This is a genomic window from Anabaena sp. PCC 7108, assembly GCF_000332135.1.
Taxonomy (GTDB): domain Bacteria; phylum Cyanobacteriota; class Cyanobacteriia; order Cyanobacteriales; family Nostocaceae; genus Anabaena.
In genome coordinates this window covers 3,887,756-3,906,278 of the sequence record NZ_KB235896.1, presented here as the reverse complement: position 1 = coordinate 3,906,278, position 18,523 = coordinate 3,887,756, and the positions used below count along the sequence as shown (strand labels likewise).

Annotated in this window: 18 protein-coding genes; 8 read left to right on the top strand and 10 right to left on the bottom strand. The window is 41.0% G+C overall.

Annotated elements, in window-relative coordinates:
- Nucleotides 1-56: 56 nt before the first annotated feature.
- Nucleotides 57-749: a lipoyl(octanoyl) transferase LipB gene (lipB, locus tag ANA7108_RS0118465; RefSeq protein WP_026104295.1), complete on the bottom strand. Its 693-nt coding sequence runs from the start codon at nt 747-749 to the stop codon at nt 57-59.
- A gap of 631 nt (nt 750-1,380) precedes the next feature.
- Between lipB and hpf the strand changes: the two genes are divergently transcribed.
- Nucleotides 1,381-2,010 (top strand): ribosome hibernation-promoting factor, HPF/YfiA family, encoded by a 630-nt coding sequence (gene hpf / locus ANA7108_RS0118460; protein WP_016952294.1) that lies wholly within the window; start codon nt 1,381-1,383, stop codon nt 2,008-2,010.
- Nucleotides 2,011-2,088: 78 nt separating this feature from the next.
- On the opposite strand, the gene ANA7108_RS0118455 is transcribed toward hpf, so the two are convergent.
- The 4 genes from ANA7108_RS0118455 to ANA7108_RS0118445 form a co-directional block, all read right to left on the bottom strand.
- A complete protein-coding gene (locus ANA7108_RS0118455; protein ID WP_016952293.1) occupies nt 2,089-2,550 on the bottom strand; it encodes a peroxiredoxin in 462 nt (153 codons plus the stop codon).
- A 152-nt stretch (nt 2,551-2,702) separates the two neighbouring features.
- Nucleotides 2,703-2,915, bottom strand: a complete 213-nt coding sequence (locus ANA7108_RS30730) for a hypothetical protein (protein WP_016952292.1) — start codon at nt 2,913-2,915, stop codon at nt 2,703-2,705.
- Between the two features lie 11 nt (nt 2,916-2,926).
- On the bottom strand, nt 2,927-3,205 hold the full coding sequence (locus tag ANA7108_RS30725) for a hypothetical protein (RefSeq protein ID WP_016952291.1): 279 nt from the start codon (nt 3,203-3,205) through the stop codon (nt 2,927-2,929).
- On the bottom strand, nt 3,202-3,969 hold the full coding sequence (locus tag ANA7108_RS0118445) for a hypothetical protein (RefSeq protein WP_016952290.1): 768 nt from the start codon (nt 3,967-3,969) through the stop codon (nt 3,202-3,204). Before ANA7108_RS0118445 ends, ANA7108_RS30725 begins: the two co-directional genes overlap by 4 nt.
- A 245-nt stretch (nt 3,970-4,214) precedes the next feature.
- Between ANA7108_RS0118445 and ANA7108_RS0118440 the strand changes: the two genes are divergently transcribed.
- The 3 genes from ANA7108_RS0118440 (at nt 4,215) to ANA7108_RS0118430 (ending at nt 9,351) form a co-directional block, all read left to right on the top strand.
- Nucleotides 4,215-5,345, top strand: a complete 1,131-nt coding sequence (locus tag ANA7108_RS0118440; protein ID WP_016952289.1) for an acyltransferase family protein — start codon at nt 4,215-4,217, stop codon at nt 5,343-5,345.
- Nucleotides 5,346-5,491: 146 nt separating this feature from the next.
- Nucleotides 5,492-8,809: an ATP-binding protein gene (locus ANA7108_RS31020; protein WP_016952288.1), complete on the top strand. Its 3,318-nt coding sequence runs from the start codon at nt 5,492-5,494 to the stop codon at nt 8,807-8,809.
- Between the two features lie 74 nt (nt 8,810-8,883).
- A complete protein-coding gene (locus ANA7108_RS0118430; RefSeq protein WP_016952287.1) occupies nt 8,884-9,351 on the top strand; it encodes a response regulator in 468 nt (155 codons plus the stop codon).
- A 94-nt stretch (nt 9,352-9,445) separates the two neighbouring features.
- Here the strand turns inward: ANA7108_RS0118430 and glgB are convergent, their stop codons facing one another.
- The 4 genes from glgB to ANA7108_RS0118410 form a co-directional block, all read right to left on the bottom strand.
- Nucleotides 9,446-11,737 carry a 1,4-alpha-glucan branching enzyme gene (glgB, locus tag ANA7108_RS0118425; protein WP_016952286.1) on the bottom strand — a complete coding sequence of 764 codons (2,292 nt, stop codon included), beginning with the start codon at nt 11,735-11,737 and terminating at the stop codon, nt 9,446-9,448.
- Between the two features lie 267 nt (nt 11,738-12,004).
- Nucleotides 12,005-12,319 (bottom strand): hypothetical protein, encoded by a 315-nt coding sequence (locus ANA7108_RS0118420; RefSeq protein WP_026104294.1) that lies wholly within the window; start codon nt 12,317-12,319, stop codon nt 12,005-12,007.
- 39 nt (nt 12,320-12,358) lie between these two features.
- Nucleotides 12,359-13,027 (bottom strand): glutathione S-transferase family protein, encoded by a 669-nt coding sequence (locus ANA7108_RS0118415; RefSeq protein WP_016952284.1) that lies wholly within the window; start codon nt 13,025-13,027, stop codon nt 12,359-12,361.
- A gap of 199 nt (nt 13,028-13,226) precedes the next feature.
- Nucleotides 13,227-13,424: a hypothetical protein gene (locus ANA7108_RS0118410; protein ID WP_016952283.1), complete on the bottom strand. Its 198-nt coding sequence runs from the start codon at nt 13,422-13,424 to the stop codon at nt 13,227-13,229.
- Nucleotides 13,425-13,846: 422 nt separating this feature from the next.
- Between ANA7108_RS0118410 and ANA7108_RS0118405 the strand changes: the two genes are divergently transcribed.
- Genes ANA7108_RS0118405 through ANA7108_RS0118400 form a run of 3 tightly spaced genes read left to right on the top strand, consistent with a single transcriptional unit; the run spans nt 13,847 to nt 16,513 of the window.
- Nucleotides 13,847-14,518 carry a hypothetical protein gene (locus ANA7108_RS0118405; protein WP_016952282.1) on the top strand — a complete coding sequence of 224 codons (672 nt, stop codon included), beginning with the start codon at nt 13,847-13,849 and terminating at the stop codon, nt 14,516-14,518.
- The gene (locus ANA7108_RS30305) at nt 14,518-14,694 is read left to right on the top strand and encodes a hypothetical protein (RefSeq protein ID WP_158318374.1); all 177 of its coding nucleotides are present in this window, start codon (nt 14,518-14,520) and stop codon (nt 14,692-14,694) included. Before ANA7108_RS0118405 ends, ANA7108_RS30305 begins: the two co-directional genes overlap by 1 nt.
- A gap of 4 nt (nt 14,695-14,698) precedes the next feature.
- Nucleotides 14,699-16,513 (top strand): penicillin-binding protein 2, encoded by a 1,815-nt coding sequence (locus ANA7108_RS0118400; protein ID WP_016952281.1) that lies wholly within the window; start codon nt 14,699-14,701, stop codon nt 16,511-16,513.
- A 105-nt stretch (nt 16,514-16,618) separates the two neighbouring features.
- On the opposite strand, the gene ANA7108_RS0118395 is transcribed toward ANA7108_RS0118400, so the two are convergent.
- The gene (locus tag ANA7108_RS0118395) at nt 16,619-17,728 is read right to left on the bottom strand and encodes a glutamate--cysteine ligase GCS2 (RefSeq protein ID WP_016952280.1); all 1,110 of its coding nucleotides are present in this window, start codon (nt 17,726-17,728) and stop codon (nt 16,619-16,621) included.
- A 108-nt stretch (nt 17,729-17,836) separates the two neighbouring features.
- Between ANA7108_RS0118395 and ANA7108_RS0118390 the strand changes: the two genes are divergently transcribed.
- Nucleotides 17,837-18,514: a Mo-dependent nitrogenase C-terminal domain-containing protein gene (locus tag ANA7108_RS0118390; RefSeq protein ID WP_016952279.1), complete on the top strand. Its 678-nt coding sequence runs from the start codon at nt 17,837-17,839 to the stop codon at nt 18,512-18,514.
- Nucleotides 18,515-18,523: the final 9 nt, after the last annotated feature.

Here is an 18,523-nt window from a genome sequence, read left to right as displayed (position 1 = left end):
GAAATGTATAAGTGACGCAGATCATCATCTTCAAAAACAATTTACTCTCAGTTAAATTACGGAGATAAGACAAATTCTTCTGGTTGAGAATCGACTAATTCAACGTCAAATACCTCAGCAAAGCAGCTTGCTACGCAAAAACGCACTTCTTGGCATTTTATACCAGGAATCCATTCCGCTAAACTGCCGACAGATTTATCAGTCAGTCCGCAGGGGACAATGTTCTCAAAGCCTGTCATATCTGGACAAACATTTAAGGAAAAACCGTGCATGGTAATCCAGCGGCTAACTTTAATCCCTATGGCCGCGACTTTACGCCCTTCCAACCAAACACCAGTAAAACCAGGAATGCGTTCCCCCTGCAATTGATAATTAGCTAAAACGCGAATTAACACTTCTTCAAGTTGGCGCAAGTACCAATGCAAGTCTTGACGATAGTGTTGCAGATTTAAAATTGGATACCCCACCAGTTGCCCAGGACAATGGTACGTGACTTCGCCACCTCTTTCAACTCGATGCACATTATACTCACTTTTGTCAAAGTCAAATTTGAGAAATTCTGGGTTTGCACCTTGTCCCAAAGTGTAGACTGGGGGATGTTCTAGCAAGATGAGTACATCATCTAGACTGGGATTGTGAATCCGTTCGGTGAGTAGCGATCGCTGCCATTGAAGAGCCTTTAAATAGGGCATTAATCCTAGGTTATATAAAAAACACCGATATTTATGCGTTGCGTCACTATGAATCATGTCAAAAATCAATTGGGTAAATAAGGAAATATATTTCAAATCACAGAAATTTAGTCAACAAATGTCAAGCTATGCAAAGGATTTTAAAGGAACGTCAACGGAATCAGCAATATCAACCACAAAGTGTTAATTTGAATATATAACCTCAATGGTGTTGGGAGGAATTCTCTGCAATAAGCATCAAGCCAAGACAATAAGAATGAATGCACTGGCTGATGGGATCTCAATAAGTTGTATACATCTATCAGGATAAAACTTCCATAAAGGCTTGTATTCTCTATTAACAGTGAGCAAGCTACCAAAATAAGAACAAGAGCAACTACTCCTAATTTTATAAAGGTTGCTTTAACTCACAAAGCAGATACAGTATCAGTAACACTGCTTTATTTAGGGGGTTTCTGGAGATATCCAATTGTCTAGCAAGCATTTGGAACTCAGCGCAGAGGTTAACAAATTAGATCAAGACGAGAGGTAGTTATAACTAAAGATGCAGCAACTTGAGAACCGATGCCACAGTAGTAAATCATCAGCAGCTTACGATTTGTCTTGGCGGCAGTAATAGACCTTACCGCAATTTCTGTTCATACAAAACACAATTCACATCAAATAAATATTGAGCGGGAGAGTTTACATGAAGCTTGTCATCCACGGCAAAAATATTGAAATTACCGATGCGATTCGGGAATATGTACATCAAAAGATTGAAAAAGCAGTTAGTCACTTTCAGAACATCACCAATGAAGTGGATGTCCATTTGAGCGTAGCTCGCAATCCCCGAATTAGTACCAAACAAGCGGCAGAAGTAACTATTTATGCTAATGGGAGCATCATCCGGGCGGAGGAAAGCAGCGAAAACTTATATGCCAGTATTGACTTGGTTGCAGATAAAATAGCCCGTCAACTGCGTAAATATAAAGAACGACGACAAGATCACAAAACCCAGCCTATACCAACTACTGAAGCGGTAGTTGCTGAACCAGTAGTAGATTTAATAGGCGATCGCACCCCCGAACTACCAGGAGAAGTCGTCCGCACCAAATATTTTTCTATGCCCCCCATGACTCTGGCAGAAGCGCAAGAACAACTGCAACTCGTGGGACACGATTTTTATATGTTCCGTAACGCCGAAACAGGAGATATCAACGTCATTTACGAACGTAACCACGGTGGTTTTGGTGTAATTCAACCCCGCAACGGTAACGGTAACGGTAAAAACGGTAAAACAGCTAACGTTGCTGTACCAGAAAAGTCCAAAGCCTAATTTCAGGTGACAGGTGACAGGTGACAGTAAAGAGTTTCATCTTCCCTGCTCCCCTGCCCCTTCCCAGTTACGAGGAATTTACTTTGCAGCCAATTGTTGCAATGTTTTTAAGGTTTCCTCAACGTGACCTTTAAAGTTCAACATGGAGTCAAATACATATTGAACAATACCGTTTTGGTCAATTACATAAGTCACCCGGCCGGGGATAAAACCAAAAGCAGTAGTTGCACCGTATTGTTTCCGCACTTGGTCGCCTTTATCACTTAACAGTGTAAAAGGTAAGTTGTGCTTGGCTGCAAATTGCTGGTGAGACTCTTGAGAATCACCACTTACGCCAATAACTTCAGCACCAGCGGCTTTAAACACTTCATATTGATCCCGAAAAGCACAAGATTCCATAGTGCATCCTGGCGTATCGTCCTTGGGATAAAAATAAAGGACGACAGCCTGTTTACCACGAAAGTCTCCAAGACTAACATTTGCACCATTTTGGGCAGTTAGATTAAAATCAGGCGCAGTATCTCCAACTTTGATAGACATAGTGGCGATCAATTATTGCTTAACAAATCTACATTAACTAAATTATTTGTCATTGGTAGCATATTTCTACTACTAAATACTAAATTAGTATAATTAGTAACATAGTTAACTGCTATAACCAAGGTCGAAAATTTCTGTCTTCGTAGTATTATCTATATCTCATCAAAAAGCCCTAATTCTAGTTGCTTTTCTAGTTCTAGTTTCTGTGGAAAATAAGGTCTTTTTATAGGTAAAAGGGGATCGCCTACTATACCAGACAGTTTGAGCAATCCATCATCAAAAGTGTCTAAAACATCCACTTTAGCCTGTATTGCGGTTGCTACATGGGTAGCATCTTTGGGTTTTAAACTTTCATGCTGCCACATTAAATCTCTAGCTAATTCTCCAATTTTTCTATCAACATCATATATGTAAATCCATTCATGCCTGAAAAAGCACGTATTTTCTCCTCAACATCCTTAGAAAGTTTGGGTTTACCTTTTTCAAGCCTAATAACTTCTATAAATGTTAATGCAGATGTAACGATGATAATTTCACCAGCTTCAGCAGCTTTCATTACTGAAAGGCATTCACTAATTTTATCATCTTCGTTTTTAAGCACAGCTAAAAAAGTACATGAATCCCAGTAATGACGAGGCTTGGATGAACGTTTCAATCTTTGCCTCCTAAAATACCAATAATATCTTTAATGCTGGGAAGCTGTGTCTCAATTGGAAAAACTTCCATGTCTTCAACTTCTACACTAACTTTTTGTCCATCTTCTCTAGAACGGATAAGACCATAGACAGATACTCTTTTTCCAAGCGCATCCTTGATAAAGTCAATACGTTCTGGTATGAAATGGCATTTAACACCTTTGCCAGTAAGTAGATCATAAATTCTGAATAAAGGCTTTCGGCTTAAATCTATTGCCTTAAGGACACCTTCTACAGAACCAAAACTTTTATAATGAGCGGTTATAATTTCATCAACATTGGCAACTAAATGTTGTGTAAGATTAACTCTTGTAGAATTAGATCCTACCTGAATAGTTAATATATCTTCGCCAATTAAACTGGCTAAACATTTAGCACTTGCTAACGCCCGGTCTGAAAAGAAAGGTGGCCGTTTAGGATATTCCTCAAGCGTAGCAATTCCTTTTTCTACTGTAGTAACAACTTCAGCTATTGTAGCCATTGCTACACGATCAGTAGCTACACCTTCAATTGTTAGGTGAACGCTACCACTCGTGACCGATGAAACAACCCAATTTACAGATGGGCGTTTTTTTTCACCAAGATTCTGATCTACTTCATGTAAAATATTTGCCAATTCTTCTTGGGCTTTGCGGAATTTGTCAAACGGAAGCAACGAGCCATCAATGTCAACTGTTAGGCTCGTATGAAGTTCTCCAGATTGAACTAGCTTCTGTCGTTCCATTTTTGAGGCAAAGTGGTTCAATTCTTATTTTAAATTAAATTTGTACTTTATAATCGTCAATATACGCACATAAACCATATTTTCCAGGCAAATTAAGTAGTTTCAGATTTTTTGTCTATTAAGCAGGTGTCTTTTATCATGGTTGATTAACAAAATTTTACCTTGTAACTTAGGTTCTCAATTTTCCTTGATAACGTACATCAGGCAGGGTAGGGTAGATAGTTATTAAAAAAACTATTCCGCCTATGCGCCTGACTTCACTTGATGTGTTTCGCGGTATCACCATTGCGGGTATGATTCTCGTCAATATGGTGGGAGTTGCAGATGATAAATATTCCCTTTTAGATCATGCTCCCTGGAATGGTTGTACACCAACTGATTTAGTATTTCCCTTCTTTTTGTTCATTGTCGGTGTAGCAATGACTTTCTCTCTATCAAAGTACACCGCAGACAATAAGCCCACCAAAGAAGTTTACTTACGTATTCTGCGCCGTGCTGCAATTCTCTTTATTTTAGGATTACTACTGAACGGCTTTTGGAATCAAGGCGTTTGGACTTTTGATTTAAGTAGTATCCGTTTTATGGGAGTATTGCAACGTATTAGCCTATCTTATGTTTTTGCATCTTTGATAGTTTTAAAACTACCGCGCAAAAGTCAATGGATATTAGCGGTGTGCTTACTAATTGGCTATTGGTTAACAATGATGTATGTTCCAGTTCCTGAATATGGTGCGGGAATGTTAACCAGAGAAGGTAATTTTGGCGCATTTATTGACAGATTAATTATTCCCAAACAGCATTTATATAAAGGTGATGGGTTTAATTATTTGGGAGATCCTGAAGGACTTTTCAGTACTATTCCGGCGATAGTTAGTGTTTTAGCTGGTTATTTTACTGGGGAATGGATAAAAGACAAAAAACAAGCTACTTCACAAACCAGTATGGATTTAGTTTTATTTGGTTTGTGTTGTTTCGTAATTGGGATTATTTGGGATGTAGCATTTCCCATTAATAAGAAACTTTGGACTAGTTCCTATGTTTTGTTTACTGCTGGTTGGGCGTTAATGTTATTAGCAGCTTGTTATGAGTTAATAGAAGTGAGGGTAATAAAACGCTGGAGTAAACCATTTGAGATCATGGGATTAAATGCCATTGCTCTTTTTATTGCATCTGTAATGTTAATCAAAATTACAGCCAAAACCCAACTTGGTACAGGTGAAACCGCCGTTAGTATCTATGATTGGATTTACCGTCATCTTTTTGCATCATGGGCGGGAAATTTCAACGGCTCATTTGTATTTGGCGTTGTCACTGTGTTTTTGTGGTATGGTGTAGCAGTTTTGATGTATCAGAAACGCTGGTTTATTAAAGTGTAAATTTTGCTCGTGAAGGCGTAAAGATGCTAATAAAAACTTTGCGCCTAAGATCAGGTTTATTTAACGTAACGATTTAAAATAATTTATGAAAGTGCCTGGGGTATTAAGACTAATTTATGGCAAAAGTTATCTGAAGGATAGGCAGAATGTATTTAACAGAAACCTTGAGGTCGAAATCACCTGGCAATAGGCAACTGGGAGGGTTAATCCTACTAATTATTGCTGGCTTTTTGGGAAACTACTTCCGGTGGACATTATTTTTCGATATTGATTTTCTGTTTGGTTCAATCGCTGTTTGGATTGTCGTTTGTCTATATGGAGTTAGATGGGGAACTTTAGCGGGTTTCATTGCCGGAACTTGTACTTATGTGATTTGGCATCACCCTTACACTACCTTGACTTTTACAGCAGAAGCCCTATTTGTCGGTTGGCTGTTTCATCGACGACAGCAAGATAATATTGTTTTACTGGATGCTGCTTTTTGGTTGATGATTGGGATGCCATTAATATGGCTATTTTACGCTATCGTTCTGCACGTCGATCCCACTCAAGCCAGAATTATTCTCTTCAAACAGCCCACTAATGCCATTTTTAACGCACTTATTGCCAACTTATTACTCACACATTTACCAATTCATCGTTGGGTTAACCGTCAACCAGCTATCAGTACCCTTTCCCTACAGCAAACCCTGTTTAATTTGCTAGTCGCTTTTGTCTCAGTTCCTACTCTAATTTTGATTGTGTTAGCAAGTAATCAGGTGGTAAATGATATTAAAAACACGGCTCGTTTAGATTTAAATGATGCGTCTCGTTACTTGACAGTTGAGGTGCGTGGCTGGTATGAGCGGCGTTTGGCTTCTGTTAATGGACTTGCCGAATTAGCGATGCTCAACTCCTATCAAAGCAACGTTTTACAGCAAAATGCAGCCTTCGTGAGCCGGACTTTTCCTGAGTTTCGACATATTCATATTTTAGATGAGACAGGAAAACCCATTCTCGATTTTGAGAACAATGTTTCTGCTTCTGAGAGTGCTTTTAATGAAGACAAATATTTTCAGCAAATGCAGCGATTGCCCCAACCGTTTCTCTCTCCCGTTCTGCTGCTACCAGGCAAATCGGCTTTTCCCGTTGTCTTATTGGGTGTGCCAATCCTAAGGGATACAAAACTCATGGGTGCGGTTTTTACAGAGATTGATTTAAGCAACATCACAAATTTGTTACAGTCTAATTTAGGTGAAGAAAAACTAGATATCACCTTAGTTGATCAGAAACAAACAGTAGCAGCCAGCACGAAACCCGAATTGATTGGTAATCATATATTCAATTGGCGTAAAGATGGCAGGGTTGAGCAGATAGGGACTCAAACCTACCATTGGCGGCCAACCACTGGTAGTCCTGTGGTTATGGTACAGTGGCAAAATTCCCTATTTGTGAAAGAGTCTGTCATTAGTGAGATAATTCCCTGGAGATTGATTGTACAGATGACTGCAATCTCTCATGTACGGCAGATTGAGTGGTTTCATACCCGGAACATGGCAATACTCCTATTTGTCTCAGGAGTAGCTCTGATTTCTGCTACTTTAGTGAGTCGTCAATTAGTCAAACCTTTGTCTCAATTAGCAGAAGTCACCACTAACTTACCAAATAAACTGCTAGAGCAGAAACCGATTAACTGGATGCAGAGTCAGGTGTCTGAGTTGGCGCTATTATTGCAGAACTTTCGGTTGATGGCTGCCAGTTTACAACAAAAGTTTGGGGAAATTAACCAGGCTAATGAACTGTTAGAACAACGAGTACAGAAAAGAACTCAAGCACTACAACAAACAAATTTAGAATTGGAAATGGAGATTGCCGAGCGTAAACGGGTAGAGAAAGACCGCGATCGCTTAGTTGCCATTCTCGAAGCCTCCATGGACTATATTGGCATGGCTGATCCTCAAGGTAATAATTTATGGAATAACACCTCATTAAAAAATCTCGCTAATAGCTTCTCAGAAGACTACTCTACCTTGCGACTTACTCACTACCATCCCCAATGGGCATTAGAAATTATCCAAAATCACGGCATTCCCGCAGCTATTAAAGATGGTACCTGGGTTGGTGAAACGGCTTTATTGACAGGTGAAGGTGAGGAAATTCCCGTTTCTCAGATGATTATTTCCCACAAAACCACAGATGGCACTCTGGAATATCTCTCTACCATCATGCGGGATATCAGTGAAGTAAAACGTCGGGAAGCAGAGCTTAGAAGCGCCGAAACAACACTGCAAAGTTTGGTGATAGGAACGGCTACAGTGACAGGACAAGATTTTTTCCCAGCTTTGGTTTGTCATATTGCCGAAGCTCTGCACGTATCCTATGCTCTTGTCACCGAACTAGTAAATGGTGAACTTAAAGCTCTGGCTTTTTGGGCGGATGGGGCATTGCAACCATCAATCTCCTACTTTCCGGCGCGTACACCCTGTGAATTGGCCTTGAGAGACGGACTGTTTTACTGCGAGACCCTGATTCAGCAAATGTTCCCGGAAGACTTAGCTTTAGTGGCAATGCAGGCAGATAGTTATCTGGGGATTTCCTTAAAAAATGCCAACGGCGACCCCATTGGCAATCTTTGCATTCTCGACTTTCAACCACTGCCAGATACGGCAAGAATCAAGACAATTCTCGAAGTATTTGCCGCACGAGCAGGAGCAGAATTGGAGCGTCAACGAGCAATTGAAGCCCTATACCAACTGAATGAGTCTTTAGAAAACAGAGTCCAACAACGAACTGCCCAATTAGAGACTGCTAACAAAGCTTTGGAGTCTTTTTCTTATTCCGTTTCCCATGACTTGCGAGCGCCTTTACGAGCAATTGATGGCTTTTCCAGAATAATCCAGGAAGAATACAGTCAACAACTGAATGCAGAAGCCAATCGTTATTTAAAAGTTGTCCGGGATAATGCTAAACGCATGGGTGAGTTGATTGATGATCTGCTGAATTTATCGCGTCTGGATCGCCAAGAAATATCTACGCAACCAGTTTTAGTCAATGAGTTAATTCAACAGGTACTGAGTGATTTGACCCCAGAATTGTCTGGTCGTCAAATTGAATTTGCGATCGCTGATTTACCCATCTGTCAAGCTGACTTTTCCCTGCTTACACAAGTCTGGATCAACTTGTTATCAAATGCGATTAAATACACTAGCTACAAATCCATTGCCCATATTCAAATAGGTTATGAAGTTATAGATGGTGAAGGAGTATACTTTATCAGCGATAATGGCTCAGGATTTGATATGCAGTATGCCAATAATCTATTTGGAGTATTTCAGCGGTTACATCGTGAACAAGAATTTGAAGGTACAGGCATCGGACTAGCGATCGTTCAAAGGATTATTCAACGCCACGGTGGGCGCATCTGGGTTAAAGCAGCTGTTGATCAAGGTGCAACCTTTTATTTCAACCTACCAAGTAGTGAGTAGTGAGTACCGAGTACCAAGTACCGAGTAGGAATTTTCTGCCCCCTGCCCCATTCCCCTATTCCCTGCCATAACCAATGACTGACCAACCCACTGATACATCTTATCAGCAACCGATTTCTATTGTGTTGGTTGAAGATAATCCTGCTGATGCAGAACTAGTGATCCGAGCCTTGCGTCGCGGCAGAATTGGCAATCAACTTCAATGGCTCCAAGATGGAGTAGAAGCCCTCGATTTTCTCTTTTGTCGTGGAAACTATGCCCATCGGAATATGACAAATCAACCTAAAGTCATTTTGCTAGATTTGAAGCTACCAAAAGTGAGTGGATTGGAAGTGTTACGGCAACTAAAATCTGACCCACGTACACAAACGATTCCGGTTGTGATGTTGACCTCTTCCGCCGAAGATAAAGATGTGATTGAAAGTTACCAACTTGGAGTAAATAGCTATATCGTCAAACCTGTAGATTTTGAGCAATTTAACTATGCAGTCCAGCAGATGGGGTTTTATTGGGTTTTATTTAATCGAGTATCGGTTTCTTGAAAAAGAGAAAAGGGGACGAATCCCCCCTGCCTTTATGCTTCTTTTTGGTAAACTACCCTGTAATTAACAACTAAGCTGACAACCCGACTGGATATTATTCCATCACTTGGGCTGTCTTCTGCTGATCCAATTTGAGAATCAAAACTCCCAAAGGTGGTAAACACAAATCCAAGGAATAAGGACGATTATGCAAAGACCAATTATCAGTCCACTTACCGCCTAAATTCCCCATATTGCTACCGCCATACTGACGGGCATCACTATTGAATATTTCGGTATAAAAACCTGATTCAGGAACACCGATGCGATAGTGAGAATGAGGTTGGGGAGTAAAGTTGCAAATCACAACCACAAAATTTTCAGAATTCTGATCGCGACGGATAAAGGAAACTACACTATGACGATTGTCGCTACAGTCAATCCACTCAAACCCCGGCTCGGCAAAATCCTGGGTGTACAAAGCTGGCTCAGAACGGTAAAGATGATTGAGAGCCTGGAAAAAGTCTTTTAACTGTTGGTGTGGTTCATGCTGGAATAGATGCCACTCCAAATCAGCCCAGACATTCCACTCACTCCATTGCCCAAACTCCATGCTCATAAACATGGTTTTCTTACCTGGGTGAGCAAACATATAACTAAACAAACACCGCACATTGGCTAACTTCTGCCATCTATCACCCGGCATTTTGCCAATGATATTGCTCTTACCATGCACCACTTCATCATGGGACAGAGCCAGCATAAAGTTCTCGCTGTGGTTATACCACATACTAAAAGTGATATTGTTTTGGTGAAACTGGCGGAACCAAGGGTCCATGCTGAAGTAGTCCAGCATATCGTGCATCCAGCCCATATTCCACTTTAAGTTAAAGCCCAACCCTCCTGTGTAAGTAGGCCAAGATACCATTGGCCAGGAGGTAGATTCTTCCGCAATGGAAAGCGCACCAGGAAAATAGCTAAAAATATTGTGATTTACCTGACGCAGGAAATCAGCAGCTTCTAAATTTTCTCTCCCACCGTATTCGTTGGGCAACCATTCCCCTTCTTTACGGCAATAGTCAAGGTAAATCATGGAAGCAACAGCATCAACACGAATCCCATCAATGTGGTACTTATCAAACCAGAACAGGGCATTGGCTACTAAGAAATTGCGGACTTCGTGGCGATTGTAGTTGAATACCAGAGTTCCCCATTCTTTATGTTCGCCTTTGCGAGGGTCTGCGTGTTCGTACAGGTGACTACCATCGAAGAAAGCTAAACCATGCCCATCTTTGGGGAAGTGACCAGGAACCCAATCCACAATTACACCAATACCATTTTGGTGACATTGGTCAACAAAATACATAAAATCTTCTGGGCTGCCAAAACGGGAAGTTGGGGCAAAGTAACCAGTTACCTGATAACCCCAAGAACCATCAAAGGGATGTTCAGCAATTGGTAGCAATTCCAGATGGGTGTATCCCAATTCTTTGACATAGGGAATCAGTCTTTCTGCTAATTCCCGATAGGTAAGAAAGCGTGCGCCCGGATTTAGTTCGGAGACGGTAACAACAGGTTGAATTTCCCCATTGCTTCCTTTGGCGGGTTCCCCACTAGCCGCGTGTAACCAAGAGCCTAAATGTACTTCGTATACGGAAACTGGTTGAGTCAGTGGGTCTGTGTGACGGCGCTTTTCCAGCCAGTCTTCATCAGCCCAGGTGTAGGAATTTAAGTCAGTAACAATTGATGCTGTTTTGGGACGCGGTTCTTGTTGGAAACCGTAGGGATCAGATTTTTCGTAAATATGTCCTTCAAAATTTTTGATTTCATATTTGTAATGCTCTCCCACACCGAGTTCAGGGATGAATAATTCCCAAATGCCGGTATGTCCTTTCCGCATCTGGTGTTTGCGTCCATCCCATAGGTTAAAGTCTCCCAGCAGGGAAACGTTGCGGGCGTTGGGGGCCCAAACAGCAAAATAAACACCTTTCACGCCATCTACTTCTGTGAGATGCGCTCCCAATTTTTCGTAAATGCGGTGATGATTGCCTTCACCAAACAAATGTAAGTCAAAGTCAGTTAAATGGGGAGAACGGAAAGCGTAAGGGTCGTAAGTGACAAGCTCATGTTCCCCTTCTTTAATCCGTAACTGGTAGTTTGTGAGTTCGTTCGCTTCGATTATGCACTCAAAAAAATGGGGATCATGGGCTGTCTGCATTGGGTATTCTTTGCGTTCTTCAGGAACCACTACCCATGCAGCGCTGGCATTTGGTAGGTATGCTCTTACAGCCCAGACTTGCTTACCATTTTGTTCTATGGCATGGGAACCAAGTATTTCAAAAGGATCATGATGCTGATTCCGAACAATGCGATGAACCTGTTCAGGGGCGATCGTGGTTAGGGACATGAAGCTACCTGTGTGAAATTAAGGTGATTGACTAAATCTGCTTTTTTAAATATCTATAATATATTCTTTACATTTATTTGCAGTTTTGTCGTCACCGTCATAGTACCTCAGAATGTATCTTGATTGGGAGATGGGGAGTTGGTGAGACACGGAGACGCGGAGATGGGGAGACGCGGAGATGGGGAGACGCGGAGATGGGGAGAAATAATTACCCCCTGCCCTCTGCCCCCTGCCCCCTGCCTCCTGCCCCCCGGCTTGACGACTGAACTAAATACCTAAAAATGGGAAAATCTGTAATAATGCCTTACGTAACCGTAGTAGGAATATTTGGTCTCGAATTTTGGCATCGAGCTTTGGTGGTGGACTCATTTGCAATTGGGCTTGTAATTCTGCGTATTCGGCAGCAGTTAGGCGCTTACCATCAATGGGCGATCGCGCTTCGGTAATAATCTCTGTCCGCAATATTTCCTCTGGTGTATCCTCTGGTGGTGGTAATGCCATGACTACTTTCCCCCAATGGCTACTTACCACAACTGAAATACTCGTACATATACTCAAAACCAAAATTTTTATCGGCTTCATATTTTGATTTTTGAATTTTAAATTTTGAATTTTAAATTTTTAAAGTCCCGGTGGTAGTTTCTCTCCACACAATTGATGAATTTGCACGATGCGCTCAAACAACCAGGGATATCCCTGACGGTAATCAGGAATGAGTGCTAAAGGACTGAGTAAGGCAGCTGCGGTAATATCTGCCACACTCAAGCTATCACCTACTAAATATTCGCTCTTTTGCCAGCGCAGCGATAATTCTGCTAAGGATGTGGCTAATCTGCTGGTGGCTAATTTGACTGTAGCATCGTTGATGCCATACTGTTGTCGCACGACTCTAATCAGCATTTGGCTCAAGAATGATGGATCAACTTGCTTTCCTTCTTTCGCCCGAAACTGATAATATACAAATCTTGTAGCTGTACCAATGCTTTCATCTAACCAGTCTTCAAGCATCCAAGCTTCAGTTTGCTGTTCCGGGTTGGTTAAAAATAGTGCAGGTTCTGGCTGATAAGATTCTAGGAATTTGATAATCTGGGTTGAGTCACCTATTGCTTGCGGATGTCCCTGAATTTGGGGCAACAACACTGGCAGTGTACTCAAACCTGTCAGGGGCTTCAGTTTGAGCATATGTAAGCCAGGAGTGAGATTTTCTACCTTATAATCAATTTGCTTATAACCTAGAGCTAGGCGGGCTTTTCGACAATAGTGAGATGTGCTAAATTGTAGTAGCAACATAAAGCTACTTCTCTAAATAAATGAAAGTTTTTTCAACTTTAATAAAAAATCTAACTTAAGAGGTTTTTTTCTTCAGTTGATGTCTTAACTAAATTCGAGAAGTATTGTAGCACTCTCGGTATGAGAGTACTGTTACTTTTGCTCGAGCCTGATTAAAGTTAGCAATAGCGATGTAGTGAGGAGCGCTATCCTGACTTAATTAGGGAGTTGTAGTGGGTGTAGCAGCAGGACTAGCTTCGGGACTAGCAGCAGGACTACTGCCGTCAGTCGGTTCACCACCTGTTGTAGCAGCAGGTGAACTGGTAGGAGTTCCAGCAGGTTCACCACCACCTTCGCAAGCTCCGAGCATAGTAGCCAGACTTAACATTAAAGCCAAACCAAAGATTTTTGTTTTCATAATCTCCTCTTTCACCAATTTAGGGCAATAAAAATTATTGCCTCATGAATACGATACCCTATTTGTTGCTTTTTGTTAACTGCTTTCAGAGTGGTTTTAAAAGGAAGAAAAAGATAATACTAAGTAGTTATCTATCTTTTAAGAGGTATGGCAATTGCCAGAGATTTTTCTTATCTATTGCCTCTTGCTTGTCACTGCTTCATGTTGCCATAATCTTAGATATAATCTCTAACTAGTCAGTTGATCGTAGTAGCTGATCGCCCAAAATCAAGCCTTACACTATTGGAGAGAGGCAAAAATTGGTCTAGCCACCCTTGACAACTCCGAAAAAGCTGTTATATTTGCTACTTGCTAAATAAATTTAACCTTGGTAAAAACAATCGGCTAAATAAAGAGAATATTTACTTACTGACATAAAAATTATGGTTGTTGCCCGTAAATCACCTATTTCGACAAAAAGTAATTGGTTCAAAAAAGATTCTATCCTACCGTGGGGTCGCCGACGTTCCAGGCGTTTGGGACTAATGACACCGAGATCCTCGACAGTTGCTAATGAATCCACACCTATACGTTCGAGAAGACAAAGCAGTTCGGCGAGAAATTTATTAGTTTCTCCCACCCATGAACCAAAAAGACCCAATTTGATGAAAGAGTCGGGTAAACAACCAACTTCAAACTTAAAACAGCAATCAAGCGATCGCTTACCTATGATGTCTAATGCTGGGGCTGCGCCTTTGTGGTTACTGAGGTTGTATTCCTTTCATCGTTATTCGTCAGCTGCGGTGTTTTTGTGTGTGTCTGCAACATTGGTGGTTTATGGTTGGACGGTATATTCTCAAGAACTTTGGAGTCAAGCTTACCGGACTTTACAAAGCTTACAGCGTTATGAGCGGCAGTTGACTACAACTAATGCAACACTGACTAGTAAAATGGCTGAAGAAGCTGAACAGCCAACAGCTGGATTAGTATCACCAAATCCGGGGGGGACAATTTTCTTGTTACCATCATCGAATACTCCTAATTCACAACCGCCCGCAGCTACAACCATAAATTCAGAAACTCAGCGACAAATACCCTCTCCGCTGGGATATTAATGTCCACGGTTATTAATCATTTAATTAGTCATTTAATTAGCGAACTGCGCGGTAACGGGTCGAGTTTTTTTAAACAGCAATTAGCCGAACTTGATATTATCCCAACTTCTTCCAGAAGTCTACTGATCATCGATTATACAGGAATAACTGACAGATGGCAAAGGACAACGGACTAACCCAATGCAGAAGTCATCAAACAGAAAAAAACTGAGAAATTTGCAGAATTTAGAATTCAAAAGACAGCGAAAATTTTCCCGACCAGATATATCAGGCAATAGTACTCATAAAACTCAAGACCAGTCGGCAAAAATTAAGTCTCGACTGTTGATAGTTTGGGGTCTACTAATTGCTGCTGGTATAGGGTTGATGTTGAATTTGTACAAGCTGCAAATTATTCAGGGGTCAAAGCTTACCCAGCGGGCAAGAAACCAGCAAATGGTGAATTTGCGTCCTTTCATGCCTCGCCGGCCAGTAGTTGATCGCAATAATAATATGTTGGCGATAGATCGCCCTGTGTACACTTTGTATACCCATCCCAAGCTGTTTGATAAGTCTAATGAAGAGATGGCACAGCAACTTGCACCTATACTCAATAAAGATGTTAATGAGTTAGTTAAAACTTTTCAAAGTAAAAAAAGTGGGATTCTTCTGGCTAATCGCGTATCAGAGAATATTGCTGATCGCTTAATGTCATTACGTTTGAACGGCTTGGAGTTTATTCAAAAATATTCCCGTTTCTACCCACAAGGTGATTTAGTGGCTGATGTGGTGGGCTACGTTAACCTGGACAGGATTGGACAGGCGGGTGTGGAATACAGTCAGGAGAAGTTACTAGAACGTTCTGTGCAAACGGTGCGTCTGAGTCGGGCAGGAAATGGGGCGCTGATGCCAGATCATGCTCCAGAGGGTTTTCTACATTTTGATGACTTACAACTGCAACTCACTATTGATAGTCGCTTACAAAGGACTGCCCGTGCTGCTCTCAAACAACAGATAGAAAAGTTTCAGGCCAAACGGGGTGCGGTGATTGTGATGGATGCCACTGATGGTTCATTATTGGCCTTGGTTGCCCAGCCTACTTATAATGCAAATGAATATTCTCAAGCGGATATTTCACTGTTTAAAAACTGGACGGTAGCGGATCTTTATGAACCAGGATCAACCTTTAAACCGTTGAATATTGCGATCGCTCTAGAAAATCGTGTTATTAAACCAGATGATGTTTTCACTGACTCAGGTACTCTGAAAGTTGCTGACCGCATCATCAAAAACGCTGAAAACAATGGTTATCGCCGAATTAATATTGCTCAGATTTTGCAAACCTCTAGTAATATAGGCATGGTGCAAATTATCCAGCGATTGCGCCCCCCTGTATACTACAACTGGCTAGAACGTCTGGGACTAGGACAAAAAGTTGATACGGATTTACCATTTGAAGTTGGTGGTCGGCTGAAAAGTCAAGAAGAATTTATGGCCTCACCTATTGAAGCAGCAACTACCTCTTTTGGACAAGGCTTTTCCCTAACACCATTACAGCTGGTGCAAATGCACGGAGCATTAGCTAATGGAGGTAAGTTAGTAACACCACACGTAGTCCGAGGTCTAATTGATAGCAAAGGACAACGTCATTATGCTCCTGATATCCCAGCACCAAGACAAATTTTCTCTTCTGCAACTACCCAAAAGGTAGTAGAAATGATGGAAACAGTCATTGCTCAAGGTACTGGGAAAGCAGCACAAATTGACGGGTATCGGATTGGTGGTAAAACTGGTACAGCACAAAAAGCCAGTCCCAAAGGTGGTTACATCCCCGGTGCTAGAATCACTAGTTTTGTGGCTATTCTCCCGGTTGAATCTCCTCGTTATGTGGTTTTCGCTGTTGTTGATGAGCCAAAAGGAGAGAATGCCTATGGTTCTACCGTCGCTGCACCAATTGTTAAGACTGTGATGGAAACGCTGATTCCCATGGAACAAATTCCTCCCAGTAAAAAATAAGTAGTTGGACAAAATTAAATTCACTCGTTGAGAGAGGGAACAGGGAACAGGGAACAGGGAACAGGGAACAGAAAATCAGTTGTGTAATTAATTCCGTCTCATTACTTACTCAGAACCGTTGTTGTAAGTTTGCTTGAGTGTTCCTTCAATTGAACCTAAATTTTGGTAAGCCTCAATTAGTTGATGAGATTTTGTTTTTCTCTCTACCAAAATAACTTTTAGCGGTTTTAAAAGTTCAATATCTGGATCATTTACTAAAGCAACTTCAGCCGCTTGGAAAATCTTGGTTGTATTCAGAAAAATCTCTTCATCATCAAACCCATATTTTGCCGAAATCTGATGCAAAGCAGTGTTAGGTGTAGTTGCTCGACCATGCAAGGTTTGATCTAATATTAGACCTTTTAATAAAGCTAGTAACCCTGCATAAATAGAAAAATCATCACAACTATCACAGGCTTTAAATTCTATGCGTCCTAGTTCTGCTGGAATCCGGGCAACTTTGGTCAATGAAGGTACGCTTTTAATTAGTTGTTCTTCGTTTTCTACAAAAACTAATGTTGCTGATCTTTTGCCAGTTCTGATAAATGTCCTAACTGATAAACCTTCCCACAAACTCCCATTATAAAAAGGAGAACTGTAACTAAAAGGAACAATATAAGGACTGTAATAAGTTAGTTTTTTACCCATATCAATTACATCTTCAATGGGTAAATCTGCTACAGAAATATTTAAATCTGGTCCATAGGAAACCATATAAATATTGGCAGTTTGTTCATCAGGGTAAGCTTGTAATTGCCTAATTTCAAAATCATTTAATGGCGGGTGTGGCTCGAAAACGCAGGTATAAGGATTAAAACTGACTAAAATTGGTGTGAAGCCAAAACTAGCAGCTACCTGACGTAGTAGATTAAAACTTTCTGTTAATTCATTAATTGCACTTTGAATATCAGAATGTATGGTTGTTCTAATTTCGATGCCTTTCGCTACACAATCAATTACCTCTTCTGAATTAGAAAATCTTTCAAATCCTTCAATATACCAACGCTTTTTTTTAATGCCAGCATCCCCTACTCTCAATTGTGGGTAATCATTAGGGTATATAGGTAGCTTGTCCACAATTTGATTAAACTCAGCAAATTTTGTGCAGGAGAAATCAGCAAACTTGCCTTCATGGTTCAGAAAAGCAACTTCATGTTCAATACCGAAATAAAACATATATAAATAGCAAGAATTGTCAATATTACTCTTCAGAGGAATTTTAGCGCAAGATTTACAATTAAGGTAGTTTAGTATTAGCAAAGAAAAAATTTGAGGAGCGAGTTTATGATCAGTGCTGTTAAAACCTCATACAGCAGCGAACAAATAGCCGCTTGGTTACGTGGACTACTGACTATTGCTTGGTCAGATGGTAATTTTGATCCCCAAGAACAACAGTTAATTGCCAGCATCACTAAGGATGAATTAGCTCCTTCTATTAACTGGGATTCTTTAGGGATAATTACACCAGAGGAATTAGCTCTGATTTTAGGTAAAGGCACGCCAGTAGCGGAAAATTTCTTGCGGACAGCAGTGATGGTAGCGATCGCAGATGGAATCTATTCTCCCAGCGAAGAGGAACTTCTACAACAATTTTGCCAAGCCTTGGAACTGCAAACAGAAGCCCTAGCAGCCCTGCGTCATACCCTAGAAGACACAGAACAAGCAAAAACCTCTACCCTACCGGACGCACTACAAGCACCCCTACCAGACGCACTCCGCCCCATACGTGACTGGTTAGATGGGTTAGATATTCAAGATCCCAGAGTTGCTAAGTTTTTGTGTAAAATGATTCCCTCCCAATGCCCTTTTGAGCAAGATGTCACCCTATTTGGACGGAAAATAATTCATATCCCACCAATGTGTAAAATTAATCCCTTGTATGAACAATTGGTAGGTTTACGCTTCCGCGCCCTGTCTTACCTCGCAGATGACTGTGGTGAAGATATTTCACCTTATATTTAAGTGCATATT

Coding starts and splice junctions, on each gene's coding strand:
- ANA7108_RS0118415 (WP_016952284.1), bottom strand. CDS start 13,027: ATGTTGCTACTACAATTTAGCACATCTCACTATTGTCGAAAAGCCCGC.
- ANA7108_RS0118430 (WP_016952287.1), top strand. CDS start 8,884: ATGACTGACCAACCCACTGATACATCTTATCAGCAACCGATTTCTATT.
- ANA7108_RS0118400 (WP_016952281.1), top strand. CDS start 14,699: ATGCAGAAGTCATCAAACAGAAAAAAACTGAGAAATTTGCAGAATTTA.
- ANA7108_RS0118405 (WP_016952282.1), top strand. CDS start 13,847: ATGGTTGTTGCCCGTAAATCACCTATTTCGACAAAAAGTAATTGGTTC.
- ANA7108_RS30730 (WP_016952292.1), bottom strand. CDS start 2,915: ATGTGGCAGCATGAAAGTTTAAAACCCAAAGATGCTACCCATGTAGCA.
- ANA7108_RS0118390 (WP_016952279.1), top strand. CDS start 17,837: ATGATCAGTGCTGTTAAAACCTCATACAGCAGCGAACAAATAGCCGCT.
- hpf (WP_016952294.1), top strand. CDS start 1,381: ATGAAGCTTGTCATCCACGGCAAAAATATTGAAATTACCGATGCGATT.
- ANA7108_RS0118410 (WP_016952283.1), bottom strand. CDS start 13,424: ATGAAAACAAAAATCTTTGGTTTGGCTTTAATGTTAAGTCTGGCTACT.
- ANA7108_RS0118455 (WP_016952293.1), bottom strand. CDS start 2,550: ATGTCTATCAAAGTTGGAGATACTGCGCCTGATTTTAATCTAACTGCC.
- ANA7108_RS30305 (WP_158318374.1), top strand. CDS start 14,518: ATGTCCACGGTTATTAATCATTTAATTAGTCATTTAATTAGCGAACTG.
- ANA7108_RS0118445 (WP_016952290.1), bottom strand. CDS start 3,969: ATGGAACGACAGAAGCTAGTTCAATCTGGAGAACTTCATACGAGCCTA.
- ANA7108_RS0118440 (WP_016952289.1), top strand. CDS start 4,215: ATGCGCCTGACTTCACTTGATGTGTTTCGCGGTATCACCATTGCGGGT.
- lipB (WP_026104295.1), bottom strand. CDS start 749: ATGATTCATAGTGACGCAACGCATAAATATCGGTGTTTTTTATATAAC.
- ANA7108_RS0118395 (WP_016952280.1), bottom strand. CDS start 17,728: ATGTTTTATTTCGGTATTGAACATGAAGTTGCTTTTCTGAACCATGAA.
- glgB (WP_016952286.1), bottom strand. CDS start 11,737: ATGTCCCTAACCACGATCGCCCCTGAACAGGTTCATCGCATTGTTCGG.
- ANA7108_RS31020 (WP_016952288.1), top strand. CDS start 5,492: ATGTATTTAACAGAAACCTTGAGGTCGAAATCACCTGGCAATAGGCAA.
- ANA7108_RS0118420 (WP_026104294.1), bottom strand. CDS start 12,319: ATGAAGCCGATAAAAATTTTGGTTTTGAGTATATGTACGAGTATTTCA.